This is a genomic window from Streptomyces sp. NPDC048434 (genome assembly GCF_043200375.1).
GTDB lineage: Bacteria > Actinomycetota > Actinomycetes > Streptomycetales > Streptomycetaceae > Streptomyces.
The window spans coordinates 302-27,292 of record NZ_JBICXQ010000052.1; the positions used below are offsets into that span (position 1 = coordinate 302).

Annotated in this window: 21 protein-coding genes and 1 pseudogene; 9 read left to right on the top strand and 13 right to left on the bottom strand. The window is 72.5% G+C overall.

Annotated features, from left to right (window positions below; translation table 11 throughout):
• Positions 1 to 291: 291 nt before the first annotated feature.
• Positions 292 to 1,395 (bottom strand): citrate synthase 2, encoded by a 1,104-nt coding sequence (locus tag ACGFWI_RS37300; RefSeq protein ID WP_393910518.1) that lies wholly within the window; start codon positions 1,393 to 1,395, stop codon positions 292 to 294.
• A gap of 491 nt (positions 1,396 to 1,886) precedes the next feature.
• Between ACGFWI_RS37300 and pdxH the strand changes: the two genes are divergently transcribed.
• Both pdxH and ACGFWI_RS37310 read left to right on the top strand, forming a co-directional pair.
• A complete protein-coding gene (gene pdxH, locus ACGFWI_RS37305; protein ID WP_393910536.1) occupies positions 1,887 to 2,510 on the top strand; it encodes a pyridoxamine 5'-phosphate oxidase in 624 nt (207 codons plus the stop codon).
• A 489-nt stretch (positions 2,511 to 2,999) separates the two neighbouring features.
• Complete coding sequence (locus ACGFWI_RS37310; RefSeq protein ID WP_393910519.1) at positions 3,000 to 4,574, top strand: PAS domain-containing protein; 1,575 nt, start codon at positions 3,000 to 3,002, stop codon at positions 4,572 to 4,574.
• Between the two features lie 13 nt (positions 4,575 to 4,587).
• On the opposite strand, the gene ACGFWI_RS37315 is transcribed toward ACGFWI_RS37310, so the two are convergent.
• Entirely contained in the window at positions 4,588 to 5,355 is a 768-nt protein-coding gene (locus ACGFWI_RS37315) for an SIS domain-containing protein (protein ID WP_393910520.1), read from the bottom strand.
• 194 nt (positions 5,356 to 5,549) lie between these two features.
• Between ACGFWI_RS37315 and ACGFWI_RS37320 the strand changes: the two genes are divergently transcribed.
• Both ACGFWI_RS37320 and ACGFWI_RS37325 read left to right on the top strand, forming a co-directional pair.
• Positions 5,550 to 6,242: a metal-dependent transcriptional regulator gene (locus ACGFWI_RS37320; protein ID WP_393910521.1), complete on the top strand. Its 693-nt coding sequence runs from the start codon at positions 5,550 to 5,552 to the stop codon at positions 6,240 to 6,242.
• Between the two features lie 494 nt (positions 6,243 to 6,736).
• Complete coding sequence (locus ACGFWI_RS37325) at positions 6,737 to 7,612, top strand: alpha/beta fold hydrolase (RefSeq protein WP_393910522.1); 876 nt, start codon at positions 6,737 to 6,739, stop codon at positions 7,610 to 7,612.
• 534 nt (positions 7,613 to 8,146) lie between these two features.
• Here ACGFWI_RS37325 and ACGFWI_RS37330 read toward each other — a convergent pair.
• The 4 genes from ACGFWI_RS37330 to ACGFWI_RS37345 form a co-directional block, all read right to left on the bottom strand.
• On the bottom strand, positions 8,147 to 9,151 hold the full coding sequence (locus ACGFWI_RS37330; RefSeq protein WP_393910523.1) for a hypothetical protein: 1,005 nt from the start codon (positions 9,149 to 9,151) through the stop codon (positions 8,147 to 8,149).
• Positions 9,152 to 9,290: 139 nt separating this feature from the next.
• On the bottom strand, positions 9,291 to 10,928 hold the full coding sequence (locus tag ACGFWI_RS37335; RefSeq protein ID WP_393910524.1) for a transporter: 1,638 nt from the start codon (positions 10,926 to 10,928) through the stop codon (positions 9,291 to 9,293).
• Positions 10,925 to 11,809: an ABC transporter ATP-binding protein gene (locus ACGFWI_RS37340; RefSeq protein ID WP_393910525.1), complete on the bottom strand. Its 885-nt coding sequence runs from the start codon at positions 11,807 to 11,809 to the stop codon at positions 10,925 to 10,927. The genes ACGFWI_RS37335 and ACGFWI_RS37340 overlap by 4 nt, the downstream gene beginning before the upstream one ends.
• Positions 11,810 to 11,938: 129 nt before the next feature.
• On the bottom strand, positions 11,939 to 12,610 hold the full coding sequence (locus tag ACGFWI_RS37345) for a bifunctional DNA primase/polymerase (protein ID WP_393910526.1): 672 nt from the start codon (positions 12,608 to 12,610) through the stop codon (positions 11,939 to 11,941).
• 448 nt (positions 12,611 to 13,058) lie between these two features.
• Between ACGFWI_RS37345 and ACGFWI_RS37350 the strand changes: the two genes are divergently transcribed.
• A complete protein-coding gene (locus tag ACGFWI_RS37350) occupies positions 13,059 to 14,453 on the top strand; it encodes a transcriptional regulator (protein WP_393910527.1) in 1,395 nt (464 codons plus the stop codon).
• A gap of 261 nt (positions 14,454 to 14,714) precedes the next feature.
• On the top strand, positions 14,715 to 16,601 hold the full coding sequence (locus ACGFWI_RS37355) for a hypothetical protein (RefSeq protein WP_393910528.1): 1,887 nt from the start codon (positions 14,715 to 14,717) through the stop codon (positions 16,599 to 16,601).
• 193 nt (positions 16,602 to 16,794) lie between these two features.
• Here ACGFWI_RS37355 and ACGFWI_RS37360 read toward each other — a convergent pair whose 3' ends face one another.
• Positions 16,795 to 18,147 (bottom strand): ABC transporter substrate-binding protein, encoded by a 1,353-nt coding sequence (locus ACGFWI_RS37360; RefSeq protein WP_393910529.1) that lies wholly within the window; start codon positions 18,145 to 18,147, stop codon positions 16,795 to 16,797.
• 117 nt (positions 18,148 to 18,264) lie between these two features.
• Between ACGFWI_RS37360 and ACGFWI_RS37365 the strand changes: the two genes are divergently transcribed.
• Positions 18,265 to 18,777: a hypothetical protein gene (locus ACGFWI_RS37365; protein ID WP_393910537.1), complete on the top strand. Its 513-nt coding sequence runs from the start codon at positions 18,265 to 18,267 to the stop codon at positions 18,775 to 18,777.
• A 32-nt stretch (positions 18,778 to 18,809) separates the two neighbouring features.
• Positions 18,810 to 19,700 carry a formyltetrahydrofolate deformylase gene (gene purU / locus ACGFWI_RS37370; RefSeq protein ID WP_393910530.1) on the top strand — a complete coding sequence of 297 codons (891 nt, stop codon included), beginning with the start codon at positions 18,810 to 18,812 and terminating at the stop codon, positions 19,698 to 19,700.
• Between the two features lie 155 nt (positions 19,701 to 19,855).
• On the opposite strand, the gene ACGFWI_RS37375 is transcribed toward purU, so the two are convergent.
• Together ACGFWI_RS37375 and ACGFWI_RS37380 are read right to left on the bottom strand one after the other, a co-directional pair.
• Complete coding sequence (locus tag ACGFWI_RS37375) at positions 19,856 to 21,193, bottom strand: zf-HC2 domain-containing protein (RefSeq protein WP_393910531.1); 1,338 nt, start codon at positions 21,191 to 21,193, stop codon at positions 19,856 to 19,858.
• Between the two features lie 152 nt (positions 21,194 to 21,345).
• Positions 21,346 to 21,906 (bottom strand): annotated as a pseudogene (locus ACGFWI_RS37380) (sigma-70 family RNA polymerase sigma factor); the annotation flags it as partial.
• Between the two features lie 466 nt (positions 21,907 to 22,372).
• On the opposite strand from ACGFWI_RS37380, the gene ACGFWI_RS37385 reads away from it, so the two are divergent.
• A complete protein-coding gene (locus ACGFWI_RS37385) occupies positions 22,373 to 22,747 on the top strand; it encodes an STAS domain-containing protein (RefSeq protein WP_393910532.1) in 375 nt (124 codons plus the stop codon).
• A gap of 147 nt (positions 22,748 to 22,894) precedes the next feature.
• Here the strand turns inward: ACGFWI_RS37385 and ACGFWI_RS37390 are convergent, their stop codons facing one another.
• The 4 genes from ACGFWI_RS37390 to ACGFWI_RS37405 form a co-directional block, all read right to left on the bottom strand.
• On the bottom strand, positions 22,895 to 24,085 hold the full coding sequence (locus tag ACGFWI_RS37390) for a sensor histidine kinase (RefSeq protein WP_393910538.1): 1,191 nt from the start codon (positions 24,083 to 24,085) through the stop codon (positions 22,895 to 22,897).
• A gap of 98 nt (positions 24,086 to 24,183) precedes the next feature.
• Positions 24,184 to 24,846, bottom strand: coding sequence for a response regulator (locus ACGFWI_RS37395; protein ID WP_393910533.1), 663 nt, complete (start codon positions 24,844 to 24,846; stop codon positions 24,184 to 24,186).
• Positions 24,847 to 25,181: 335 nt separating this feature from the next.
• Complete coding sequence (locus ACGFWI_RS37400) at positions 25,182 to 25,493, bottom strand: hypothetical protein (RefSeq protein ID WP_393910534.1); 312 nt, start codon at positions 25,491 to 25,493, stop codon at positions 25,182 to 25,184.
• 227 nt (positions 25,494 to 25,720) lie between these two features.
• On the bottom strand, positions 25,721 to 26,935 hold the full coding sequence (locus ACGFWI_RS37405; RefSeq protein ID WP_393910535.1) for a helix-turn-helix domain-containing protein: 1,215 nt from the start codon (positions 26,933 to 26,935) through the stop codon (positions 25,721 to 25,723).
• Positions 26,936 to 26,991 lie beyond the last annotated feature (56 nt).

Here is a 26,991-nt window from a genome sequence, read left to right on the forward strand (position 1 = left end):
GGGGGGGGGGGGGGCGGCGCCCCCCCCCCCCCCCCCCCCCCCCCCCCCCCCCCCCCGCTCCGGCCCGTCACCGGCACCCGACAGCCCCGCGCAGCGGACCCCGCTCGCCGCCAGGCGCAACGGTGAACAACGCCCGCGGCGGGAACGCCGACAACGTGGGAAACCCGCGGAGGCCCGTCACCGGCACCCGACAGCCCCGCGCAGCGGACCCGGCCCGCCGCCAGGCGCAACGGTGAACAACGCCCGCGGCGGGAACGCCGACAACGTGGGAAAACAGCCAAAGCGCAGCGGTTAGCGGGGAGCGATCTCCCCATACCCCGCGATCTCCTGCGGGCCGCGCGAGGCGGGCCCCACGTACCGGGCCGACGGGCGCACCAGTCGGCCCGTCCGCTTCTGCTCCAGGATGTGTGCGCTCCAGCCGGCCGTACGGGCGCAGGTGAACATCGAGGTGAACATGTGCGCGGGGACCTCGGCGAAGTCCAGGACGATGGCCGCCCAGAACTCGACGTTGGTGGCCAGCACACGGTCGGGGCGGCGGCTGCGCAGCTCCTCCAGCGCGGCCTTCTCCAGGGCCTCGGCGATCTCGAAGCGCGGGGCGCCCAGTTCCCTGGCGGTCCGCCGCAGCACTCGCGCCCGCGGGTCCTCGGCGCGGTAGACGCGGTGGCCGAAGCCCATCAGCCGCTCGCCCGCATCCAGGGCCCGCCGGACGTACGCGGAGGCGTCGCCGGACCGCTCGATCTCCTCGATCATGCCGAGGACGCGGGAGGGCGCGCCGCCGTGCAGCGGACCGGACATCGCGCCGACCGCGCCGGACAGCGCGGCCGCCACATCCGCGCCCGTGGAGGCGATGGACCGGGCGGTGAAGGTGGAGGGGTTCATGCCGTGTTCGGCGGCCGAGGTCCAGTAGGCGTCGACGGCCTTGACGTGCTGGGGGTCGGGCTCCCCGCGCCAGCGCTTCATGAAGCGCTCCACGACGGTCTCCGCCTTGTCGATCTCCTTCTGCGGCACCATCGGAAGGCCCGGCCCGCGCGCCGACTGGGCCACGTACGACAGGGCCATGACCGCGGCCCGGGCAAGGTTGTCACGGGCCGTCGCCTCGTCGATGTCCAGCAGCGGCTTCAGGCCCCATACGGGCGCCAGCATGGCGAGCGCCGACTGTACATCGACCCGGATGTCGCCGGAGTGCACCGGAATCGGGAACGGCTCGGCGGGCGGCAGACCGGGGTTGAACGCCCCGTCGACCAGCAGCCCCCAGACGTTTCCGAAGGACACCTTCCCGACGAGGTCTTCGATGTCGACCCCGCGGTAGCGGAGCGAGCCGCCTTCCTTATCCGGTTCGGCGATCTCCGTCTCGAACGCGATGATTCCCTCGAGTCCGGGTACGAAGTCGGACATCAGGCAGCTCCTCAAGATGGGGACGGCAAACGGTCCGTGACCGGCTGCCGTGCGGTCGAGTCTCTGGTGCGCGGTGCGGCGGTGCGGTGTGGTGCCGGTGCGGTTACGCGGCTGCGCCGGGCAGCTCGCGGTCCGTACCGGTCACGCCGGTGATGCCCCGCCAGGGCGCGGGTTACGCGGCGGTCTTGCCCGCGGTGGGTCGGACCGCGGGCGGGCAGATCGGGGTGGTGCGTCCTTCAGGCCGGACGGACACGATAGCTCTCCCCGTCCGGGGGGCCACAGTGGTCCGCCCCCTCATTCTGGCGGGTCTCTCACCTGCGGGGAGGGGTGAGACTCGGCACAATGGTCGATCTGCCGACGGGAGGGTTACGGCTGGTCGACGAGGGGCAGACTTCCGCCCCTCCCGGCTGACCGCGCCGGACCCGATGTTGCAAGATGAGGCCGTGCACCCCGCCGACGCGCCTCATGCCGAGACCCCCGATCCCTCCTCCATGCGTGCGCACTACCGCGCCGAGGGACTCGTCGAGTCCGATCTCGCCACCAGCCCCTATGACCAGTTCGCGCGCTGGTTCAAGGACGCGACCGTGGCCGGTCTGCACGAGCCGAACGCGATGGTCGTCTCCACGGCTGACGCCGCCGGCCGGCCGAGCTCACGCACCGTACTCCTCAAGGCATTCGACGACCGCGGCTTTGTGTTCTTCACCAACTACAACAGCCAAAAGGGCCGTGAACTGGCTGCAAATCCGGCCGTCTCGCTGCTGTTCCCGTGGCACCCGCTCGCCCGTCAGGTCGTGGTGACCGGCACCGCGGAGCGCATCGGGCGGGACGAGACCGCCGCCTACTTCCGCACCCGGCCGCACGGCTCCCAACTCGGCGCCTGGGCCAGTGACCAGTCCGCCCGGGTCGCCTCGCGCGCCGAACTGGAGCAGGCCTACGGGGAATTGGCGGCCCGCTACCCGGAAGGCGAGCAGGTGCCGGCGCCGCCGCACTGGGGCGGCTACCGGATCGCCGCCGAGACGATCGAATTCTGGCAGGGCCGGCTCAACCGGCTGCACGACCGGCTGCGGTATGTGCGCGAGAAAGGGTCCTGGACGGTGGAGCGCCTGGCGCCCTGACGGCGGGCCCGGCACCTGACGGGACGCGCCTCGTCCCGAGGGCCGTCCGTCGTGTGCAGACGCAGATCACCGTGTGCAGACGCAGATCACGCGGCGCCGGTGTCGACAACGTCGACAACGCAGACGACCCGCGGGCTGTTTCCTCCGCGCTCGGTGGCGCAGAGGGCCGGTCGGACGAACCGGCAGCCCGCGGGTCGGGTGACTGCTTGGGATTGGCCGGCTGCGCATCTGCAGTATGCGCTGGTCCGGCGCTGCACTTCAGGGTGAAGCGACGGGCCGCTAGCCCGCAGCCACCTCACGCGTCCGGTGCGAAATCATCTGCCGAACCACCTCCCTTCTCGTGTGCTCCACACATTAGGAAGCTGTCCGGCCGCACACAAGGGAATTTCCCGTTAGCAACGATTTCCGCGAATCGGCTGTGGGGTGTGTCACGTTCCAGTTGAATGTTCCCAGGTGGAGCACGTGCGGCCGCGTTCGTAAGGGGTGCCAGTGACTGCTTCGTCAGCTTCTTCTGCCTCGTCGGCGGCGCGCTGCTCCGCCGACGAGACCGATGACTCCGGTCTGCTGGCCGCGCTCCTGGACGGCATGGACGCCGCCCTGGTCGCCTTCGCCGCGGACGGCACGGTCACCCACTGGAACCACGAAGCCCAACGCATCCTGGGCTGGACCACCACCGAAGCCGTCGGCCGTACGGGCCTGGCCGGCTGGGCGGTCCGCAAGGAGGACGCCGACGGGATCGAGGCCGCCCTCGCGGCCGCGATGCGCTCCCCGGGCCGCCAGGTGCAGGAATTCGCCCTGCTGACCAAGGACGGTCACCGCGTCCTCGTCCGCACCCAGGCCTCCGCGGTCCGCGGCCCCGGCGGCCGGGTCGCGGGGGTGTACTGCGCCTTCAGCGAGGTGCACACCCAGATGGACCTGGAGCGGTCCATCGCGCTCAGCGAGGCGCTGTTCGAGGATGCGTCGTGGGGCGTGGTGCTGATCGACGCCGATCTGCGGCCCGCCGCCGTCAATGCACACGCCGCCCGTGCCCTGGGCGTGGGGCGCACCTCTCTGCTGGGGCGCCCCCTGGGCGAGCTGCTGGCGCAGGGTGTCGAGGAGCTGGAGTGCGCCCTGCAGTATGTCCTCGCCGAGGGCGCGCCGCCGGCCGTCACCGAGCTGTGGGTGACGCTGCGCTCCGAGGAGGCCGAGCTGCCGCGGCGGTGCTGGCGCAGTGGCTTCGTCCGGCTGGTCTCCCCGCTGGCGGAGGAGCCGGTGCCGCTGGGCGTGGCCTGGCTCTTCCAGGACGTCACGGACGCCAAGCGCGCCGAGCAGGACAGCTCGCTGCTGCGCTTTCGCGCCCATCAGCTCCACCGCGCCGGCCGGGCGGCAGCGGAGTGCCCGGACCCGGCCGAGGCCGCCGCGGTCCACCTCGACTTCGCTCTGGCGGGCTTCGCCGACCATGGCCTGGTCGACCTCGCCGCGACGCCCGCTCCGCAGCCGTTCGGAGCGATCGCCGAGGGGGATGCCTACGACGACGCGTACGGCGACGTGCCCTCCGCGTCCGAAGACGCGCCCGGGGCGGAGGGCGAGGCATCCGACGCGTCCAAGGTGTCGGACGGGGCGGGCGCGCCGGGTGGCGCCGAGCCGCCGGCCGGCCCCCCGCAGGCGGCCACCACCAGTGCGGATACCGGTCGGCGCGGGCGCCGGGGCGCGCCTCGGCTGGTGCGGACGCTGGCCTCCCCCGCCGGGTCTCCGGGCCCCTCGGAGATGCTGCCGGCGGCCGGTATTCCCACGCCGTACGTGCCGGGGCATCCGGCGATCCAGGCCTACGAGCGGCGCGGTTCGGTGCGTACCAGCGCAGGTACCGCCTCGCCCGAGGGCTGGGCGGCCGCCCGCAACTGGCCGGACGGCACCGTGCACGGTCTGTGTGTGGTGCTGCGCAGCCGTGGCCGCACGCTCGGCGTCGCGACCTTTCTGCGGGCGCCCGCGCGCCGCCCCTTCGACCGTGCGGACGCGGACTACGCGGAGGAGGTCGCGGCCCGGATCGCCACGGCCCTCGACCTCGCGGGCGCGGCGTCGCGCTGAGGCGGCCGGCCGCTCACTGCCGGTAGAAGATCCGGTCCGCGTACTCGCCCATCACCCGGGCGTTCCAGTCGTGCCCGCCGTCGACGTTCCCGGAGCGCAGCAGCGGCGGGTCGATGCCCCGCTCGGCGAGGGTGCCGGCGGCCGTCGCCACCATGGCCTGCATGATCGCGCTGGTGACGACCGTGGAGGCGGGGGCGAACGGCGCGTCGATCCCCGGCAGCGTCAACTCCGCGTCGCCGACCGGGATCCGGCTGTCCAGCACCAGGTCGCAGTGGTCCTTGAGGAAGCTGCCGGAGGTGTGCCGGGGCTTGGTCGCGTCCGCATACGCCACCGACGTCACGCCGATGACCTTGATGCCGAGGGCGCGCGCGTTCATCGCCATCTCGACGGGCAACGAGTTCCGCCCGGAGAGCGAGATGATCACCAGCACATCGCCCGCCTCCAGCGGGCTGGTGTCCAGGACGGCCGCGGCCAGGCCGTGGACCCGTTCCAGGGCGCTGCCGAGCGTCGCGGGCCGTACGTCCACGCCGACCACACCCGGGACGGACAGCAGATTCATGATCGCCAGGCCGCCCGCGCGGTAGACCGTGTCCTGTGAGGGGAGCGAGGAGTGCCCGGCGCCGAAGGAGAAGACCCGGCCGCCCGCCGCAACGGTGTCCGCGATCAGCTGCCCGGCCGCGGTGATCCGGTCGCCCTCTTCGTCACGGACCTGCCGCAGCAGGTCGATCGCGGCGTCGAAGTACTTCCCGGTCAGCCGCTCGCTCCGGTCGCTCTCAGCCATGGACGCGGTCCCCTCTCGTCGCATCACGTCGGATCTGGTCGTATCCGATCAGTGGCGCGGATCACGTTGCGGTCTGGACCAGTGCCCTGTCAATACGGCCGTGAGGGTCCCGTAGGGGACGAGGAGGCACCGTTGTCAGCGAGATGCGTCAGAATTGAGTCCAGGGCCACCGCACCACACATCGAGGGGCACGCATGTCCGGACTGATCGACACCACGGAGATGTATCTCCGCACCGTCCTCGAACTGGAAGAGGAAGGTGTGGTGCCCATGCGCGCCCGCATCGCGGAGCGGCTCGAACAGAGCGGCCCGACGGTCAGCCAGACGGTGGCGCGCATGGAGCGAGACGGCCTGCTGACGGTCGCGGGTGACCGGCATCTGGAGCTGACGGAGGAGGGCCGGCGGCTGGCGACGCGAGTGATGCGCAAGCACCGCCTCGCCGAATGCCTGCTCGTCGACGTCATCGGGCTCGAATGGGAGCAGGTACACGCCGAGGCGTGCCGCTGGGAGCACGTGATGAGCGAGGCGGTCGAGCGCCGCGTCGTGGAACTGCTGCGGCATCCGACGGAGTCGCCGTACGGCAACCCCATCCCGGGGCTGGAAGAACTCGGCGAGAAGTCCGAGGTCGACCCGTTCCTGGACGCCGGCATGGTGAGCCTGATGGATCTGGACGCCGGGGCCGAAGGCAAGACGGCCGTGGTGCGCCGGATCGGCGAGCCGATCCAGGCGGACGCGCAGCTGATGTACACCCTCCGGCGGGCCGGTGTGCAGCCGGGCGCGGTCGTGAGCGTGACGGAGTCGCCGGCCGGTGTGCTGGTCGGCAGCAGCGGCGAGGCCGCCGAGCTGGACTCCGAGATCGCCTCACATGTGTTTGTCGCCAAGCGCTGAAAGCAGTTTCAGCCTCTTTCCTTTCCGCACTTCCGGCCGAACCCTTCCCGCGAGCCCGCTGAGCTGCGCTGACGCGTCGCTCGGCGGGCTCGGCAAGTTCTTTCTTGTTGAACGGACTTGTGCGAATCCGTGCGATACGGCCGGTCTCGTGTCACGCTGACGCATGGCCATGCATCGGCCTGTCCTGGCCGGGAGGGGGCTCGGATGCATCCATGCAATACGGACACGGTCAGGGCCCCGGCGCTGCGAGCAGCCGGGGCCCTGCCTCCCCATGTCCCCCGCCCAAGACCCGGAGCCCCGAGCTCCCAGGGTCTTCCCCACGGGCCCCCTTCCCGGTAGGGCCCGCCTCCCGGCAGATGTCTCCCCGTGGCGGGCGCGGCCAATCCTTGAGTGAGGTCACTCGAACGAGGGGTATTGCGCGCCGCAACGGCACGTTCGAATAGGGGTTCGATAGTGTGGGGCTGCTCAAGGGACGATTGGGGGTGCCAGGGCACATGGTGCAGCGCATCGATGTAACAGGCGTCGGCGGCGTACGCCTCGCCGCCTGGGAATTCACCGACCCGCCCAAGATCGGCGGCGGGCTGGAGGAGAGCGAGCGACGGCCGGGCGTACTCCTGCTCCATGGTCTGATGGGCCGCGCCTCGCACTGGGCCGCCACCGCGCGCCGCCTGAGCGCACGCCACCGCTCCGTCGCGCTGGACCAGCGGGGCCACGGCCGCAGCGAGAAGCCCGCCGACGGGCCGTACGACCGCGAGGCGTACGTCGACGACGCCATCGCGGCCATCGAGCAGCTCGGCCTCGCTCCGGTCGCCCTTGTCGGGCATGCCATGGGCGCCCTGACGGCGTGGCAGTTAGCGGCCCGAAGACCAGATCTGGTCAGTGCGCTGGTCATCTGCGATATGCGGGCCTCGGCGCTCGGGGCGGCCTCGCAGCGCGAGTGGACCGAGTGGTTCCGGTCCTGGCCGCTGCCGTTCGCCACCCTCGCGGATGTCCGCAAGTGGTTCGGCGAGGACGACCCGACCCTGGAGCGGCCCCGGCCCGCCCGTGGCGAGTTCTTCGCCGAGGTGATGGCCGAGCGTGCCGACGGCTGGCGCCCCGTCTTCTCCCGCCGGCAGATGCTCACCGCCCGTGAGACCTGGGTCCATGACGCTCATTGGGAAGAGCTCGCCCAGGTGTCGTGCCCGGCCCTCGTCGTCCGCGGCCTCGATGCCGAACTGGGCCGCGCCGAGGCCATGGAGATGGTCCGGGTGCTGCCGCACGGCGCCTACGCCGAAATCCCCGACGCCGGACATCTGCTGCCGTGGGAACAACCCGACGCATGGTGCGCCGCCATTGACCCCTTTTTCCGGACGGCCACGATGCCCGGCTGAGAGGCCTACGTGCTCAGGGTGGGGAGCCCACGTCCTCCAGGGCGTGTCCGCAAAGTCCCGCCTGGCCTGCGACGCCTGGCACGCACCCCCCCACGCCGGAATGGCGCGTGGGACCTCCATCCGCGTTGCCGGGATCGTCCACGTAGACCCACTACGAGGACGCCCCCCGCCTTGCGGTCGCACGCACCGGACGCCACGGACCCCGCCCTCCGGGCGAACGACGGGACTTCGCGGACACGCCTTGGGCGTGGCGGAGCCTGTGCTCGCAAGGTGGGAGCCCACGTCCTCAAGGCGTTGCCAAGCCCGTACTCGTAAGGGTGGGGGAGCGGGCGCCCTCGGATGTTGCGGAGCCCGTGCCCTCAAGATGTTGCGGAGCCTGTGCTCGCAAGGGTGGGGTGTGTGCGCCCTCAAGGGGTGCGGAAGCGTGCGTGCCGGGACGGCGAAGCGGCGGAGTGTGGCGTTGGGTTGTGCCGGTGGCGGCCGCCTGCGGCAACGAGGGCGGCGTGCTGCCCCGCGGTGTGTGGTGCTCGATCGTCAGCCCGGCGGGTGGGTGAAGTCGCCGCGCTGGACACGGTGGGTGAGGGAGTCGCCGTGGCCGCTGAGCAGCGAGCCGTAGCCGCTGGCCGCCCAGACGCTGCCCTCGGCGGGGAGCTCGAAGTACGGGGTGGGGCGGCCGTCCAGCCGGTCGGTGAGGACCTCCGGGGCGCGCCGGGTGCGTATCGCGCGCAGGCAGGTCTCGCAGGCGGCCACCTGCAGTTGCTCGCGTCGGCCCGGCGGCCGCCAGGGTATGCGGCGGAGGGCCGGGCCGTGCAGCGGGTGGAAGAAGCACAGCGGGAGCGTGGCCGGGGCCTTGGGGAGGGCCGACCGGCTCTCGGCGATCAACGCGAACACGCCCGCCAGATCCGGCACTCCACGCGCCTGGTCCAGGACCGTACCGGCCGCGGCGTATGCATCGAGGGCCCGCTCGACGGCCGCCGGGTCGCCCTGCGTGGTGCGCACATCCTGGCCCAGCCGTACGACCTCCTCGGAGGCACGCTCCCGCAGTCCCGCCTCGTCCGCCGTCCGGGCGGCGGCGAAGACCGAGCGCGGCAGTGCGAACGGCGTCGAGAGATCACGCAGCCGCGACCGGCGCCGCAGCAACAGCCCCACAGCGGCCAGCAGCAGCACCGGCCCCACGACGAGGGACAGGAGCCGTACGAGCGGGGAGCTGTGCGCGGGGCGCGGCGCGGTCTTGTCCGAGGAGCCGCTGCCCGGATGCGCAAGGGCCTTCTCGTACACCGCGTCGCCGTGGTGCGGCAGGACCATGGCGTACGTCGCCACGCCCGGCCGCCGGGCCTCTCCTACGAAGCGGGGCGCGGCCGGCCGCGGGGTTTCGCGCGCGATCCGGCCGCTGATGTGCGCCGGGTTCCTGCGCAGTTGCTGGGCGAGGTCGGCGTACTGGGTCGGGGCGCCTGGGGCAGCCGGCGCCGCCTGCACCGCCCCGGCGCAGAACAGCACCGCAAGCCAGCCCGTCACCAGCACCATTCCGGTGCGCCGCACCGCCCCCACCACCCCTCGTCCAGGTCGTGGCGACGACGCTACCGCCACCGCGCGCCGGCCGGTGCGGCCTGTGGACAACTTCACGGCGGGCCCGCCGGGCTTGGCCGGACCGGCCGGTCCCGCCGCCCGGAACGCGACCTCAGCCCTTGCTGACCGCCACCAGAATCTCCGGCAGCCGCCGCGCCACCCGGGGCGCCGCCACCCGCAGTCCCAGCTCCGCGATTCCCACGCCGTAGACCGCACCGACCGGCAGCAGCACCCACAACAGAGAGTGCAGACCGGCGACATGCAGCCAGATGGTCAGGCCCAGCAGCGGCGCGCACAGCACCGCGCCCACCAGTACCCCGCCGAAGAGGCTGAACCACGCGATCGCGCCCTGTCCCGGCGCGACGTTCTTGTTGCCCTCCGAGGGGATCGAGTACGGGAAGACCGCCGACGACAGCGCCCCGGTCGCCAGCAGCGCACCCAGCACGGCCAGCGAGAGCCCGTACACCTCCACGAAGTCCGACCACGGCCCGATGACGGCGGCGGTGCCGACGACGACCAGAGTGACGTACGGGACGGCCACCATCGCCAGCGCGCAGGCGCGCGCCCGCAGCTCCTGATAGGCGTCCCGTGGGGTGGAGATCGTCGAGGCGACCATCCAGAACGCCGAGGTGTCCTGCCCGAATTGGTTGTACATCTGCGCACCGAGCAGCGCGGACGCCGAGAACGACGTGTAGATGCTGCCGTTGCCCTGCGCGGCCGAGACGACCGGCACCAGCAGGCCGACGCCGAGCGCGGTCGCCCACCCCATCTTCGACTTGGGGTCGCGCCATGCGTAGCGCAGCGTACGGAGCATGACCGTGCCGGTCCGTCCGTCCGGCAGCACCCTCGCGAGCCCTCGCTCCCTCGTACCGGCCCGGCGCGCGCTGTCCTTCTCCACCGCCTGGAGGGTCGAGGAGTCGGGGGACGTCATCAGGGTGGTCAGGGTGCGCTGCCACCACCACAGCAGCAGGACCAGCGCCACCGCCGTCAGCGCCAGGCCGGCCAGCGCCCGCCCGTACGCCCCGTGTCCGGCGTCCTCGACGGCGCTGACCGCCGAGGCCGGCGGCACCCAGCGCAGCACCGTGCCCACCGGCTCCAATACGGACAGGCCGTCCGGCCGGCCCAGCTTCTGCGCGGCGATATTGACGCCCTGCCCGCCGATGGCGATGAACAGGCCGCCCAGCACGGCGAGATCACGGCCGCGGCGGCTGGTCAGCAGCCGCACCGAGGCGGTGGCGACCGCGCGCGCCAGCGATACGCATACCAACACCACCAGGACGACGGCCACTACGCCCACGGCCGCGGCGGCCGCCCCGTCCGCGACCGCGATCACCGAGCCGGTGACCAGCGCGAGGGTGACGACCGGCCCGATGCCGACGAGCGAGGCCACCAGCAGCGACACGATCAGGGGCCGCGGCCGCAGCGGCAGCATGACCAGCCGGGTCGGGTCGAGCGTCTCGTCACCCGTGGGGAAGAACAGCGGCAGCGCCGCCCAGCCCAGGGTGAGAATTCCGGTGAGCAGTACGACCAGGGCGCCGACGTGCGCGGTGCCGCGCAGCGCGATCAGCCCCAGCACGACACCGGCGGTGAACAGCAGACCGACCAGGGCGGACGCGATATAGGCCAGCGAGCGTCCGACGGACTGACGCAGCCCGTTGCGCAGCAGCGACAGCTTCAACCGGACGAAGACGCCGGTCAGGGACGGTGCGGAGACCGGGCGGGCAGCCGCGGCGGCGGATTCGGTGCTCATCGGGCGCCGCCACCGCCCAGCCAGTCGAGGTTCTGTCCCGCCCCGCGGCCCCGTGCGCCGACGAGTTCGAGGAAGGCGTCCTGCAGCGAGGGCGCCGCGCCGCGCACCTCCGCGAGCGGGCCGTCCGCACGGATCCGCCCGGCGGCGATCACCGCGACCCAGTCGCACAGCGACTCGACCAGCTCCATCACATGGCTGGAGAAGATCACGGTTGCCCCGGAGTCGGTGTAGCGCTCCAGCACGCCGCGGATGGTCTGCGCCGACACCGGGTCGACGCCCTCGAAGGGCTCGTCGAGGAAGAGGATCTCGGGGTTGTGCAGCAGCGCCGCCGCCAGCCCGATCTTCTTGCGCATACCGGTGGAGTAGTCCACCACCAGCTTGTTCTGCGCGCCGGACAGGTCGAGCACGTCCAGCAGCTGCCCGGCCCGCTTGTCGACCTCGTCGCCCGGCAGACCCCGCAACCGGCCTATGTAGCCCAGGAGTTCACGGCCGGACAGCCGCTCGAAGAGCCGCAGCCCCTCGGGCAGCACCCCGATGCGGGACTTGACGGACACCGGGTCCTGCCAGACGTCGTGCCCGCCGATCTCGACCAGTCCGGAGTCCGGTCGCAGCAGGCCCGTCACCATGGACAGGGTGGTGGTCTTGCCGGCGCCGTTGGGGCCGACCAGCCCGATGAAGCGGCCGGCGGGCAGCGTCAGATCGATGCCGTTGACGGCGATCTGCTCGCCGAACTTTTTCCACAGGCCCTGGATACGCACGGCGGGCGGACCGGCCGCGGCGCCCTCCGGGGGCGCGGCCGGCCCGCCCGGAGAAGCGGCCGTGGTGGGCTGCGGCGGTGCCGACTCGGCCCGCTGATCTACGTGTTCCGGCTCGTTCGCCACCGGTCCTGCCCTTCGACGTCCCCGCAGAGGCCGTCCTGGCCCCCGTCCGGCAACCCACGATACGGGCGGGTACCGGACGGCGCCCGGGTGATGGACGCCCCTGGGGACAAGGGGCGGACCGGTCCGGCGTCAGCGCCCCCGGACCGCGGCCGCGTCCCGTGCACAGGCGTACGCGAGCGGGCTGATCAACTCCTCGGCGTCCGGCAGCCAGCGGTTGGTGGGGGTGGGGCGGCGCGCCCACTGCACCGAGCCGTGCGTGCCCACCCGGGTCGGCGGTGCGGCGATGTACTCACCCTCGCCGCGGCAGATCAGGTCGAGCGCGGCCGGCGCCCAGCCCAGATGCCGTACGAGCTTCGGGACCTTCACCGAGGCGCCGGGAAGGACGAGGAAGAGCATCCGGCGGTCGGGGGTGCGGGTCACCGGGCCGAGCGGCAGTGCCATCCGCTCCATACGGGCCAGTGCCAGGCAGCCCGCGGTCTCGGGGACGTCCAGCGCTTCGAAGGTCCGGCCCGTCGGCAACAGGATCGAGGCCCGCGGCTGCTTGCTCCACATACGGCGGACGGCGGTCGCGCTGCCGGTGGCCTGTCCGGCCCAGCCGGGGGCGGTGGGGTGCGCGCCGGGCGCTGCGCAGTCACCGGCGTCGCACGAGCAGCGCGGCGTCTCGCCGTCGTGCTCCAGCCATGCGCCGGGGAACACGTCCCAATGCCGTTCCTCCGCGTAACGCACTGCAGTGTCGAGCAGCTGCTCGCCGCGCTGCTTGGGGATCTGCGAGGCTCCTGTGACTCCGATGGTCTCTTCCACGCAGAGGACAACTCCCGGTGTCACCAAGGGTTACGGCCGCATGGCTGACCCCCCGGCGCATCGTTCTCGCACGTGGGGCGCATGGGTGCACCGGTGGGGGCGCATGTGCGGGCGGGGTCCGGGGAGCGGGTAGCCACCTGCGTGACGGGCGGAGAGGCCGCCCGGCGGCAGGCCGCAGTGCACCCGGGGGAGCCCGGCACGGTGGCGCCGTGATCTGTGCACGGCACCGCGCACCCTTCGCCTTGTGAACGAGCGCTCCGCACCGAGGATGCTCCGGACAGGTCCCAAAACGCTCAAAACTGAGCATCCGCTGCAAAGTGCGTATCACTCCGATCTCTCCTATCGCGCATATCCCGGATCTCTCGGATATCCGGCATATTCACGGGGAATCGATCACGAGGAACGGCGTTCGCCGGTGAACGCGCCGCAGTACACAGGGGGTACAAGCATGGCCGCCAGGCCACTCGTCGCACGGCAGCCCAACGAACGGCTGCAGTCGCTGATCCAGGAAGCCGCCTGTTCCAACGCGGGGCTCGCCCGCCGCGTCAACATGTGCGGTGCGGAGCACGGTCTCGACCTCCGCTATGACAAGACCTCCGTGGCCAGGTGGCTGCGTGGGCAGCAGCCGCGGGGCCGGGCACCGGCCGTCATCGCGGAGGCGCTGGGGCGCAAGCTGGGGCGCACGGTCACCATCGACGAGATCGGGATGGCCGACGGCAAGAACCTCGCATCCGGGGTGGGACTGCAGTTCTCGCCGACCGTCCTCGGGGCGATCGAGCAGGTCTGTGAGCTGTGGCGCAGCGATGTCGGGCGGCGCGACTTCCTCAGCGGCTCCACGGTCGCGGCCTCGGCGCTGGTCGAGCCCAGCCGCGACTGGCTGATCACCGGCGCGGACAGCCAGGTCGCCCGGAACGCCGGCGCCCGGGTCGGGATCTCCGACGTCGAGGCGGTACGCGCCATGACCACGGCGCTCAGCGAACTCGACCACCGTTTCGGCGCCGGGCATGTCAGGCCGGTCGTCGTGCACTACCTCAACAGCGTGGTCTCGGGGCTGCTGGCCGGTTCGTACCGCGAGTCCGTCGGGCGGGAACTCTTCGCCGCCGTCGCGCGGTTGACCGAACTCGGTGGCTATATGGCCGTCGACACCGGCCAGCCCGGCCTCGCCCAGCGCTACTACATCCAGGCGCTGCGGCTGGCCCAAGCGGCCGGCGACCGCGGCTACGGCGGCTACGTCCTGGCCGCGAGCATGAGCCATCTCGCCGCCTCGCTCGGCAACCCCCGGGAGATCGCCCAGCTCGCGCGCGCCGCCCAGGAGGGCGCCCGCGGCCATGTCACCCCACGGGCGGAGGCGATGTTCTGTGCGGCGGAGGCGCGCGGACACGCCCTGATGGGCGACGGCCGGGCCTTCCAGGTGGTGGCCGGCCGGGCGGTCGCCGCGATGGAGCGCGCCGAAGCATCGGCCGAGGCGGGCGACGACCCGATCTGGATCGGCCACTTCGACCAGGCGTATCTGGCCGATGAACTCGCCCACTGTCACCGGGACTTGGGGCAGCCGGGGCCCGCCGGACAGCGTGCGCAGGAGGCGCTGGACGGGCACCCGGCGAGCCGGGCGCGGCGGCGGGCCATCGGTCTGCTGCTGCTGGCCGGTGCCCAGGCGCAGCAGCGGGAGGTGGAGCAGGCCTGCCATACGGGCACCCAGGCGGTGGAGCTGTTGAGCGGGCTGCGTTCCGACCGCGGCGCGGAGTATCTGGAGGACTTCCAGCTGCGGTTGGAGCCCTTCAGGGAGGAACCGGTGGTCAGGGAATTCAGTGCCCGGCTGGAGCTGCGGGCCACGGCGGCGTGAACGGCGCCGCGTAAAGCGTGCGCCACGCCTCACGGCCACGGCGACGGCGACGGTGACGGCACGGCGGAGGCGGGTGCGGGGGCCGCTTTGCCGTATGTCGTCGGGTTTGTCGTAAGTCGTCGGGCAGTTCCGGTGACGGGGGCCCGGCCGGTGCGCTCCGGGGTGGGCGGGGGCGTGACCAGGCGACGTGGTCGAACGTTGCTGCGACCCGGTAGCGTGCAGCCGACGATTCCCTAGGTCTGCACGTTGGTAGGAGTCACGGTGACGCAGAGCGGACAGGGTCACGACCCGCAGAATTCTGCGGCCGGTCCCGCGCGAGAGGGCATTGTGCTGCCCGCCAACGGTGAGCCGTGGGTGCCCGACCAGCAGGCCGCACCGCCGGCCGGCCAGCCGTGGGGCCAGCCCTGGGGCCCCGACCGGCAGGCCGCGCCCGCTCCGCAGTCGTACGGCGAGGCTCCCGCCCCGCAGTCGTACGGTGAGGCCCCCGCCCCGCAGCAGGGGTACGAGCAGCCGCAGGCGTACGGCCAAGGCCGGCCGCAGGAGTACGGCCAGGCCCAGCAGGGATATGCCCCGGCGCAGGCGCAGCACCACCAGGCTCCTCAGGCGCCCCAGCCTCAGCAGCCGCAGGGCGGCCAGGGCTTCCCGGCGCCGCCCCAGGGGCAGCCGCCGCTACCGCCCCTCCCGCCCTCGATGCCGCAGCAGGCGCCCCAGCAGCCGGGCGCGCCGCTGCCGCCGGCCGGCTCGGCCGCCGAGGCGACGGCGCTCCTGCCGCACGGCGTGCAGAACGGCCACGGTGCGCCCGGCGCACTGCCGCCCGAGGGACAGTACGGAAGCGGCCAGCAGCCTCAGCAGCCGTACGGCCAGCCCCCGCAGCAGCAGTACGGCCAGCAGCCCCAGCAGCAGTACGGGCAGCAGCCGCAGGGGCCGACCGGAGAGCTGGTGCGGGCGACGCCGCAGACCGGCGCGCCGCTGCCGCCCGCCGCGAGCGACGCGGAGGCCACCGCGCTGATTTCGCCCTTCGACGCGCCGTCCGGCGGTCCCGGTGCCGCGCCGCTGCCGCCCGAGGCGTCCACCCGGCCCGAGACGCCCGACGAGTCCACCACGATGCTGCGCGCGATCAAGCCGAACCGGAGCGGACACCGGGGCCAGGCCCAGCCGCTGCCGCAGTCGCAGCCGATGCCCGGCGCCCCGGGTGCGGGCGACTCCGAGGCCACCCAGCTCATCCCGCCGGTCGGCGCCGGTGCGCCGCCCCCGCCGCCCGGCGCGCCGTACGGCGTCCGCCCCGGTGCGCCCGGCGACCGCCCCACCCCCGCCGAGTTCGACGGCCTGTTCCGCGACGGGCCGGGCACGCCCGGCCAGGCCGGCGCCCCGGACTCCACCGCGCAGCTGCCGCGCTTCGAGGACCCGGGCCGTCCGCCGTACGCCCAGCAGCAGGGCCAGGGCCAGGGCCAGCAGTTCCCGCCCGGCGGCTACGACCAGAAGGGCTCGTACGACGACGACGGTGGCGGCCGCCGCAGGCTCGCCCCGATCGCGATCGTCGGCATCGTCATCGTGGCGCTCGCGGGGGCCGGCCTCGGGCTCGGCTGGGCGCTGAGCGGGGGCGGCAGCGACGACAGCGCGAAGAAGCAGGGCGGCGGAGCCGACACGACGAAGGCGGCCAAGGAGTCGGAGCAGCCGAAGCCGTCCGCCGATCCGGCCGAGGCCCAGGCCAAGGGCCTGGACGGGCTGCTGGGCGACAGCAACAACAGCCGCTCCTCGGTGATCGGCGCCGTCAACAGCATCAAGTCCTGCAGCAACCTCGGCGGCGCGGCCAAGGACCTGCGGGCCGCGGCCGGCCAGCGCAGCGACCTGGTGAAGCGGCTGCAGCAGCTGCCCGTCGACAAGATCCCGAACCACGCTCAGCTGACCGCCACGCTGACCAAGGCCTGGCAGTCCTCCGCGGCCGCGGACAACCACTACGCGGCCTGGGCCGGCCAGGTCGGCAGCAAGAAGGGCTGCCACAAGGGCAAGGCCCGGCTCAGCAAGCAGACCGCCCAGGGCAATGCGGCCAGCGGCCAGGCGACCACGGCCAAGAAGCAGGCGGCGCAGATCTGGAACCCGCTCGCCCAGAAGTACGGGCTGACGGAGCGCCGCCCCGAACAGCTCTGAGCAGCGTCCGGGGCGGGCGCCACCGAGCCGCCCGCCCCGCCCGGCAGCCGGTCCGGCGGCCCCTTCCGGGCTGCCCGGCGCCGCGACTCCGGCGGGCTCCCCTCAGCTGCCGGTACACGGCGGTCCGCCGTCTTCCCGGCCCCCCTCAGCCGTCCGTACGCCGCGGTTCCCCGCGACTCCGCCCGGCTCCCCCTCAGCTGTCGGTACGCCGTCGCTCCAGCGTCTTGGTGACGTTCACAAAACCGTCCCGGGCGGCGATCAACTCACCGTCCCGTACGACCTGGTAGGTCACCGTCCCGTTCACGATGCGCGGGAAGTCCTGGACGGCGAGCATGTCGTCGTCCCGCCAGCGCAGCTTCGGGGTCAGCCCGCCGGTGTCGATGGCGTGGTCACCGTGGTCCAGCGTCGTCTGCAGGGCGTGCGAGGTGATGTCCTCGACGCCGTCGTCGTCGAGCTGCCCGACCAGGGCGCGCAGCACGGTGTAGGCGATCCAGGTCGTCTGGACGCCCTGGTCGGCCGGGTCGATGCGGTTGTCGCCGAAGGCGAAGTCGTTGATGACCTTGCGCATCGGCTGCCAGCGCGGATCATGGGCGACCGGGTACCAGCCGGTGATGTCCGCGCCTTCCAGCGGCCCGGCACTGCCGCCCGTACGGTTCAGCAGCGACTGGCCGACGCTGCCCAGGACGGAGGCGACCTGCACCTTGGGACTCTCCTCCTGCAGCCGCCGGAACGAGTCGAAGAACGCGTCCGTGTGGTCGCCGAGCGAGGCGGTCACGCAGGAGCCCGTCGCCTTTCCGCCGGCCGCGGACGTGCCGTAGACCACCGGGTCGGCGCCCACACCGTCCAGTGCGCGGTTCACCTCGGACGAGTAGTCGGTGCCGTCCTCGGGCGCCTTGATGTCCTTGGCCGGGTGCCGACTGCCGCTCACCAGGCCGGAGTTGAGCAGCGACGGCATCTGGTCCCCCTGGATGCTGTCCGGCCGGACCAGCGCCACGCGCTTGCAGTCACGCGCCAGCTGGCGGCCGTTCCCGGCGAGCAGGGAGGCCTGGCCGCCGTTGACGGGGTAGGACAGCGGGCTCTCGAACTCCTCGTCCGAGGCGCCGTAGCCACCGATGAAGGGGATGCCCTTGACCTCCAGCGGCGACATGAACGAGCGGCCGAACTGGCTGTACGAGCCGACGACGGCGACGGCGCCCTCGTCCACCGCGCGCTGGGCGCAGTGCGCCGCGGTCACCGAGTCGTTGTGCTCGTTGCAGGTCAGCACCCTCAGATGGTGGCCCTTGATGCCGCCCCGGGAGTTGATCCAGCGGGCGTAGGCCTGCGCCATGGCCGGCATACCCGGCATATTGGTCGCCTTGGTGCCTTCGGGGGCCCAGGTCATCACCGTGACCGGGGCCTTCTCCCCGGAGCCCTCCGACGCTCCGGCGAGAGAGCCGCAGCCCGAGAGCAGGGACGCGAGGACCGCCGTACACGCCGCCGCCGAAGCGGTCGCGACCGTGGGAGCGGAGGAAAAGGGGCGGGGGAAGGAGCGTCGCCGTCCGGTCATGGGACAGCAGCCTTCCGTCCTGCCCGGAACGGGTTGGTGACGACGAGGCAATGGATGGTGACGTAGAGGTGAACTCCGGGGGGCCGCTTGAGATCATTGGTGAAGAACGTACGATCGATTGCTGTGCAAGGTTCGGAGAAGTCTTCCCGTCGCGGCCGCCGCTCGACCACCATGGGCGGCATGCCACTCAACGACATGCCGTGGTGGCGCTGGCGCAGCAATGTGCGCTCCGCGCTGCACATGCTTTCCGACCCCGGCTTCCAGCAGGAGGCCTGGCTGGCCGGCCTGCCCGGGTACGGAGATGTCACCGACGCCGTCTACCGGCTCGTCGAGGACACCTGGCTGGACAACTGGTCCGCCGAGAAATACGTCGGCACGGTCTTCCGGGACTCCCAGGAGGCCCAGCTCGTCGATGTCGCCGTGCTCCGGGTGCTGCGGATCATGCACCAGGTCGGCGCGGACGCCCCGGTGACCGCCTACATGGAGCACGAAGGCTGGCCGGAGGCCGTACGGGCGGCCCGTGAGGCCCATCTGCAGCTGGCGACCGCGGACGGTGAGGACCCCGATGCCGCGCCGCGCTCGTTGGAGGTGCTGGCCATCATGACCGGCGGACCGGACACCCCGGCCTGACCTGCTCGGCAGGTGTGCGACCCTATGAGGTCATGAGCGAGTCGCAGCCCACCCAGCCCGGTCAGCCCGATCGGAACGATCAGTACGTCCTCACCCTGTCCTGCCCGGACAAGCAGGGGATCGTGCACGCCGTCTCCAGCTACCTCTTCATCACCGGCTGCAACATCGAGGACAGTCAGCAGTTCGGCGACCACGACACCGGGCTGTTCTTCATGCGGGTCCACTTCAGTGCGGACACCTCGGTGAGCGTCGACAAGCTGCGGGCCAGCTTCGCGGCGGTGGGCGACTCCTTCGGCATGGACTGGCAGATGCACCGGGCCGACGAGAAGATGCGGATCATCCTGATGGTGTCCAAGTTCGGGCACTGCCTCAACGACCTGCTCTTCCGCTCCCGGATCGGCGCGCTGCCGGTCGAGATCGCGGCGGTGGTCTCCAACCACACGGACTTCGCCGAGCTGGTCGGTTCGTACGACATCCCGTTCCGCCACATTCCGGTCACCCGCGATACCAAGGCCCAGGCCGAGGCGGAGCTGCTGGAGCTGGTGCAGACGGAGAACGTCGAGCTGGTGGTCCTCGCCCGCTATATGCAGGTGCTCTCCGACGATCTGTGCAAGGCGCTGTCCGGCCGGATCATCAACATCCACCACTCCTTCCTCCCGAGCTTCAAGGGCGCCAAGCCGTACCACCAGGCGCACGCCCGCGGTGTGAAGCTCATCGGTGCCACCGCGCACTATGTGACCGCCGACCTCGACGAGGGCCCGATCATCGAGCAGGAGGTCGAGCGCGTCGGCCACGAGGTCACGCCGGACCAGCTCGTGGCGATCGGCCGGGACGTCGAGTGCCAGGCGCTGGCACGGGCGGTGAAGTGGCACAGCGAGCGCCGGGTGCTGCTCAACGGCAGCCGGACGGTCGTCTTCGCGTAAGCGCCCGTACGTGCTCGTGAGTGCCCGCAAGCGCCCATAAGCCCGAGACTCCGAGAGCACTCGCCCGCAGAGCCCGTACCGGGCGTGGAAGGCGGGCGGCCGGGCGCGTTGCCGCAGGGGCCTGTCCGGTGGATCGGAGGCGGACAGGCCCTCGCTCAGAGGCGGGACAGTGACGCGGTCGCGAACAGGACCTCGCGGATCGCGTCGCGTTCGCCGTGCTGACCCGCGGCGGCCTCCTCGGGGGAGATGTGTCCGGCGGCCAGCTGGCAGAACTCGGCGCTGTCCAGGGCGATATGGGCGACCGTGCGGTCCGGGGTGCCGAGCGCGGCCGGTGAGTCCAGCGCTATGTACCAGTGGCCGCCGCCGTTGCCCTCGACCTCCAGATGGAGCGTACGGCCCGGGGCGCCCGCCTCGACCAGCCGCTGCGGCGGCGCGGCCAGCCCGGCCCGCCGGCGGTCGGCCAGTGCGCTGGGCAGCAGCCGGGCGGCGAGGTCGACCATCCGGTGGAGGTGGCCGGAAGCCGGCGGCTCGTACGGATAGTCCACCGCCTCCGCGATGTCCCCGGCATGCACCCAGCACTCGAAGGCGCGGTCCAGGAACGAGTCGCGCAGCGTGAGCCGGAACTCCCCGTACGGCACGGCGAGTTCGGCCACCTTGTCGCCGGCGAACGACACCTGCCGCATCAGCGCATAGCTCTGGTCGCGCCATGGTGCGTGGAGGGCGAGCGGGCTCTGCTCCTCGTCCGGCGTCCGCCAGAACGTTTCCGTACGGATGAGGGGGTCCGGGGTACCCGGCGGGGCGGCCGTGCCGAGCGGGTCGGGCAGCCCGAGAGCCGTCGCGACCAGGCCGTCCACCGCCATCAGATGCCCTATGACACCGGCGACGGTGGACTCCCGCTGGACCGGGCGCTCACCCTCGAACCAGCGCAGCCGCACCGGAGCACGCCACTCCGCCTCGCCCATGTCGCGCAGCAGCGCGTCCAGTTTGGCGGTCTCCGCGTCGTACGGCGTCGCCCACTCGGGCACCGGGATACGGGCCGGGCGGCGGCCCAGGCAGCCCTCCAGTACACGGGAGCGCAGCAGCGGATCGAGGTCGAGGCTGTCGGCGGGATGCAGCAGCCCGACGGCATCGCGCAGCCGCAGCGCCTCGTCCGCGCAGGAGGCGCAGTCGGTCAGATGCGCCTCGACCGCGGCCGTCTCCTCGGCGGAGCAGGCCGACAGGGCCCAGGCGCCGAGCAGCGACTTGAGGATCCGGTGCGGCGGGGCGGGCGCCGGGACGGCGAGGGGTGCGGGAGCGGTCAGCTCGGTCCCGGGCTCGGCTTCCGGTTCGCGGGGGCCGCCGCCGGTGTCCTTCACCGGGTCGCGGACGGGTACCGGCGGGGCGTCCGGGAGCGGGCCGCGGTCCTCGGCTGCGGTGCGCGGTGAGGGTATCCGCGGCCGTTCGCCGGGGCCGCCGGGGAGTTCGTGGCCGTCCCACTCGTCCGGGCCGTTCACAGGGACCGTCCATGGCCCGGGCCGCCGGGCGGTGCGGAGCTCCCCGGGCCGGTGTGCCGGCTGTGCGGCGGGCGCGGTCCGCGGGGAGCGTGTGGTGCCTGCGACGCATGGGGCGAGGCGGGGGCGGAGCGCGGGGCGGGTGTGGCGCGGTGGGCGGGCGGCAGCGCCTGGTGGTTGTGGGCGGTGGACAGCAGCTGCAGGCCCAGGCGGAGCCGGCGCCGGGCCTCGTCCTCCGTGACGCCGAGGTCGGCGGCGGTCTGGCGGTAGTCCCGGCGCTGGAAGTACGCCAGCTCCAGGGCGGCCCGCAGGGGTGCGGGCATGGACGTGACGATGAAGTCGGCGCGGGCCGCGGTGGAGGCCTCGCGGATCTTCTGCTCTATTTCGGCGGGCGCGGGGGCGTCGGGCCCGCAGTCGCGCGCCGAGGCCGCCTCGGTCTGGCGCAGCCGCTGGACGGCCTGATGGCGGGTGACGCCGGCGACCCAGGAGCGCAGCGGGCCCTGCTTGGGGTCATAGGAATCCGGGTGCTCCCAGATGTAGCCGAACACCTCGCGGGTGACGCGGTCGGCGGCGTCCTCGTCGTCCAGGACGCGATAGGCGAGGCTGTGCACCAGAGAGGCGAAGCGGTCGTAGAGCTCACCGAGCGCAGCCGCCTCACCATGGGCGAGCCGCTGCTGCATCCGCCTGTCCCACCGCGGTGGGGCGTCGTGTCCCATCGGATCCCCATCCCTGCCCGTCGCCTCCGGGCTCACACCTCAGCCGTCACTCCTGCACCCGCACTTGCCCGGATCTGTGTGCACCCTCACAGTTCCGCCGTGCCATCGAATGTAATGCGCGGCTCTGACAACACACGCTCCTTTGCGGCAAACCGAGCCCTGAGGGTTACGGGGATGGTAAAGCCCTGACGGGGCGATGCCCATCGCTTTGTGGCGATAATGCCCGATCGCATCGGATCGATGTGGATCGTTCGTGCCCGTATGGGGCCATGTGTTATCCGTGTGTGACCGGATGTCGGCGAATAGTCGGCGTCGTCGGGGCATAGCCTTAGGCGGACTGCCTGTTGCGCCAAGGGTTCGGAAGAGTTTCAGGGGAGAGGGGCCGGGCAGTCGAGGCGGGGAAGGGTGAGTTCCGGATGCAACCCCGGTTCATCCGGTACGAAAGCGAGCGAAAGGCTTCGAGCGCGTGTCGTTGAAGGTGGCAGAAGACGAAAAGGGCCCATGGGCCGTACTCCAGGTGTCCGGTGAGATGGACCTGGTCACGTCACCGGCGGTGCGCCAGCATGTGCACGACGCGGTGGCCGACGGGCGGAGATCTCTGGTGCTCGATCTCTCCGAGGTACGGTTCTGCGATTCCAGCGGCGTGGGCGTACTGATCGCCGCCCGCCGTCTGATGCGCTCCTGTCAGGGGCGGCTGCGGCTGATCCTCCCCGCCCAGGGCGCCGTGGACGGCTCGCACGTCAACCGTGTGCTGGCCGCACTGGGTGTACGCCGGCTCTTCGAGGTCTACCCGGACCTGCACACCGCCGTCGACGAGGCCGCCGCACCGCTCTCCGCCTGACGCATCCGGGACACGCCCCTGCCGCGCCGTCCCTCCGGGATGCGCCCCTTCCGCCTCCCACGAGCCAGGGCCTCGCACGGGGCCTTACGGCTCACGCGGCCCATCCGCCGCACGAGTCCTTCCGCTCGCCCGCCCGCGCCGCCCCGATCACCCCGCTCCGTACGGGAATTCCGCCCGCACGACGAAGCCGCCCTCGGAGGTGCGGCGCGCCTCCAGCGTCCCGCCGAGGCTCTGGGCGCGCTCACGCAGCCCCACCAGACCGTGTCCGCCCCCGGGAAGCGCGGGGGCCGTCGCCGTCGCGTCCGGCGGCCCGTTCCGTATCTCCACCCGCAGCCCGTGCGCCGTACGGCCCTCCTCGGCCGCCTCCGCCCCGTCCGCCCCCGCGCCCCGGACCACGTCCACCGGATCCACCCGCACCCGGACCCGCGCCCCCGGTGCATGCTTGCGGACGTTGGTGAGCGCCTCCTGGACCGTGCGGAAGGCCGCCCGCTCCACCGTCTTCGCGCCCCTCACACCGCCGGCGCCGGCCACCACACCACCCTCGTACGTCACATCGAGCGCGCTCATCTCGATCAGCCGCGGCAACTCCTCCAGATCGGGCTGGGGAGCCAGGCCGCGCGCCTCCGCCACCTCGCCGCCGTCCGCCCGCAGCACGCCCACCATGTGCCGCAGCTCCTCCAGCGTCCGTACGGACAGCTCCCGGATCGTCCTGGCCCCCGCGCGCGCCTCCGCGTCCTCCGTGCTGACCTGCACCGCCCCCGCCTGCAGGCTGATCAGGCTGACCTGATGGGCCACCACGTCGTGCATCTCGCGGGCGAGCCGGGCGCGTTCGGTGGTCTTGACCCGGTCCGCGAGCAGCCGGTCCTCACGCCGCAGGCTGCGGGTCAGATCCTCCACGCGGGAGGCCAGTTCCCGGCGGGTGCGCACCAGCAGGCCCAGGGCGATGGGTGCGGCCGAGGTGACCGTGGCGTCGATCAGCACCAGGGTGTTCTCGCGGTACGCGGTGAGTTCGAAGTCGGAGATCGGATACGGGAAGAAGTGCGCGGCGATCAGCAGCAGCGCACAGATGCCGAGCCGCACCCGGCCGGGCCGGCGGGCGGCCAGTGTGTAGAGCGCGATCATCGGCGCGAACCAGATGTAGCCGATGTAGAGCCCGGGAAGGGTGAAGAGAAAGACCATCAGCGGAAAGCGCCGGCGGATCAGCAGGGCGGCCGCGGCCAGCATCGAGACGCCCAGCTCCAACCCGAACTGGACGCCGTTGACCAGCATCGCGTCGGCGACCGCTAGCAGTACCGGGACCGCCAGCGGAGCGGCCTTGCGCAGCCGCCGCCCCCACACCCCACGCGCCGCCGCCCGCCACCACCCGGCGTCGCGCGCCGCCGCCCCACGGCCGGGCGTCCGCAGACCGCCCCGTCTGCCGCTCCCGCCCCGCGCCCTCACCACGCCCCCCGCGGATCGCCGGCCACCAGACCCGCACGGTCGGCGACGATGGCCGCCTGGATGCGGTTGATCCCGCCCAATTTGGCCAGCAGGGCGCGCACATGGTCCTTGACCGTACTGGGGGCGAGCCCCATCCGGTCGGCTATCTGGGCGTTGCCCAGACCCTCGCCGAGCAGGGCGAGCACCTGCGACTCCCGCGGGGTCAGCCCGCTCACCGCCCGGTTCGCGGCGGCTTGGTCCTCGGAGGTCAGATAGCCCCCGATCACCGCACGGGTGACACCGGGGTCGAGCACGCTGCCGCCCGCCGCCAGCGTCCGCACGGCCCGTACGAGTTGTTCCGGATCGGAGTCCTTGAGCAGAAACCCGGCCGCCCCTTCGCGCAGCGCCGCCGTCAGATACTCCTGGGCGTCGAAGGTGGTCAGCATCGCCACCGCGGGCGGCTCCGGGGCGGCGCGCAGCCGGCGCAGTACGGTCAGCCCGTCCACGTCCGGCATCCGGATGTCCAGCAGCACGACGTCGGCCGCGCACCGCAGCACGGTCTCCACGGCCTCGGCGCCGCTGCAGTCCGCGACCATCTCGATGTCCGGGTCGGTCCCCAGAATCATCCGCAGTCCGGATCTGACCAACCGCTCGTCGTCCACCACAGCGACACGGATCACCGGCCGCCCCTTTCTCCTTCGCGCCCACCCGAGCGCGCGGAACCGCCCCGCGTCGCGCGGTTCCGCTTCCCTGTCGTCCAGGACCGCCCTGCGGCGGACCCGTACCCCCGCCGAGCGGCGGGGGTGAGCCCGCGACCTCTGGAGGATGCCGCGGGGAGGACCCCACGGGCAGAGTGGTTCTCATGCTGCACCACTGAAGAGGCCACAAGCCCGGGACGCGTTGCAGTTCACATCGGCGGCCGCCGCGACCCCCACACGCGGCGGCCGCTTCGCGCGTGCGGGGGCGGTTCGGAGGGGGATCTCCCCCGCACGCCGGGAAAGCCCTTGGCGCTTCCTCAAAACACCTGGTCAGGCGGGGTGTTGTCGCTTCCCGGCCGCGCGCCCCGGCTCTCCGCGACCCGTAAGGCGTCCCGCAGCGCCGCACTGAGCTGAGCCGACAAAAACCGCAACTGCCGCGCGTCCACCGCCGGATCGTCGATCAGAACCCGGGCATGCTCCAGCAGCCCGACGCCCATCCTGAGTTGCAGCGCCTCTACCTGATCGGCCCGCCCGGAAACATAGCCGTCGTCCCGGTCCGTGAGGAGATAGCAGGGTTTGTCGTCCGGCCCCGTCCAAGGGAGCAGCCGAGGGGTGCGGGGTGCGCTCATCGGACGGCCTCCGCTTGCGCGTTCTGCGGGTACGCCCGGAGGCGGCTGCGGACGGGGGAAGCGTGTGTCACGTCGACCTGCTTTCGTCGGGTGGGCATGGCCCTCCGGGCCGTTGGCGGCGGCTGTGGGGCCCGTCGTTCTTGACGATGCGGCAACGCTAGGCAGGGGCCGGTGCCCCGGACAGTGACGCGCTGTGCCACTTTCCGCCCCTGCTGGGACGCCCTGTCCTACCCGTCGATATCGAGACGGCCGGCCAGCTCCGTGAGCGGTGAGGTGCGCCGTCGTTCGCGGTTGCGCAGGTCGGCCACCAGGCGGCGGCTCGTGGAGTGGTAGCGCATCCATTCGGGCGCGGTGCGCTCGGCGGTGAGCAGTGCCTGGAGTGCGCCGTCGTCCTTGTGCAGATCGGCGAAGGCCAGGGCGCGGTCCACATGGAACCGTGCACGCCAGGTCGGGGGCAGCGCGTGCAGCTCGGGCACGGTGCGTGAGGTGCGCAGTGCCTCGGCGCTCTCCTCCATCTCCACCAGGAAGTTGACCTTGGCCACGCCGACGTTGGTCGGGCCGAACGGCGTCGCGTAATCGAGGCGGTCCGTGCCGATCCCGGCCGCGGCCGCGCTCGCCATGGCGAGCAGGTCCCGCACCGTGTCGCGCCGCTCCAGACGGACCGCGGCCGTTGCCGCACGGAGCAGCAGGATGCCCCACAGGGCCAGTTCGAGCGGCGGGGAGCGGAATCCGGGCTCGATGCGTTCGGCGGCGTTCAGCGCGACGCGCTCGGCGTCGGCCAGCCGCCCCTGCTTGGTGAGCACCCAGGCGAGGCTGGAGAAACCGACGGTCTCCAGGTGCGGGTCGTCGCCCTTGGCTGCCGCCGCCATCGACCGTTCGAGGGCGGTGAACGCGGCGTCCTCCTTGCCCAGCGCCGTCAGCGTCGTGGCGGCGACCTGATACGCCTCGGCCAGGACCGAGTGGGACGCGGCGGCCTCGGTCCCCGTGGTGGCGCGGGCGGCTGCCTTGGCATCCCTGATCAACTGCGGCAGCAGCGCGCCGATTTCCGCCATCCGTCCGTCGCGGCGGATGCGCTCCGTCGAACGCAGAGAGGCCCGCAATGCCGCGATGCCCGGTGGATCCTCGGGGTCCGGATCGTCGCCCAGCAGGTCGGACACCGGCGAGACGGCCTGCCGCAGCGCCAGGACGGAGGGCTGTTCGTCCGCACTGCGCACCTCGAAGGTGGCAGGCTGCCCGACGAGGGCGGACGGCTCCACGTCCAGGGCTCTGGCCAGCGCGTTGAGCGTCGTCAGCCGCGCCGTGCGACGTACGCCCTGTTCGAGCTTGCGGACGATATCGACGCACAGGCCCGCCCGCTCGGCGAGGCCCTCCTGCGTCAGCTTCCGGCGTGCGCGCAGCCGGGCGATGCGCTCACCGATGCCGGGTTCCTCGTACCACTCCATGGCCACCCCCGCGGGAAGGACGTGCCGACCACGCTACGCCCGCGCACGGCGGCCCC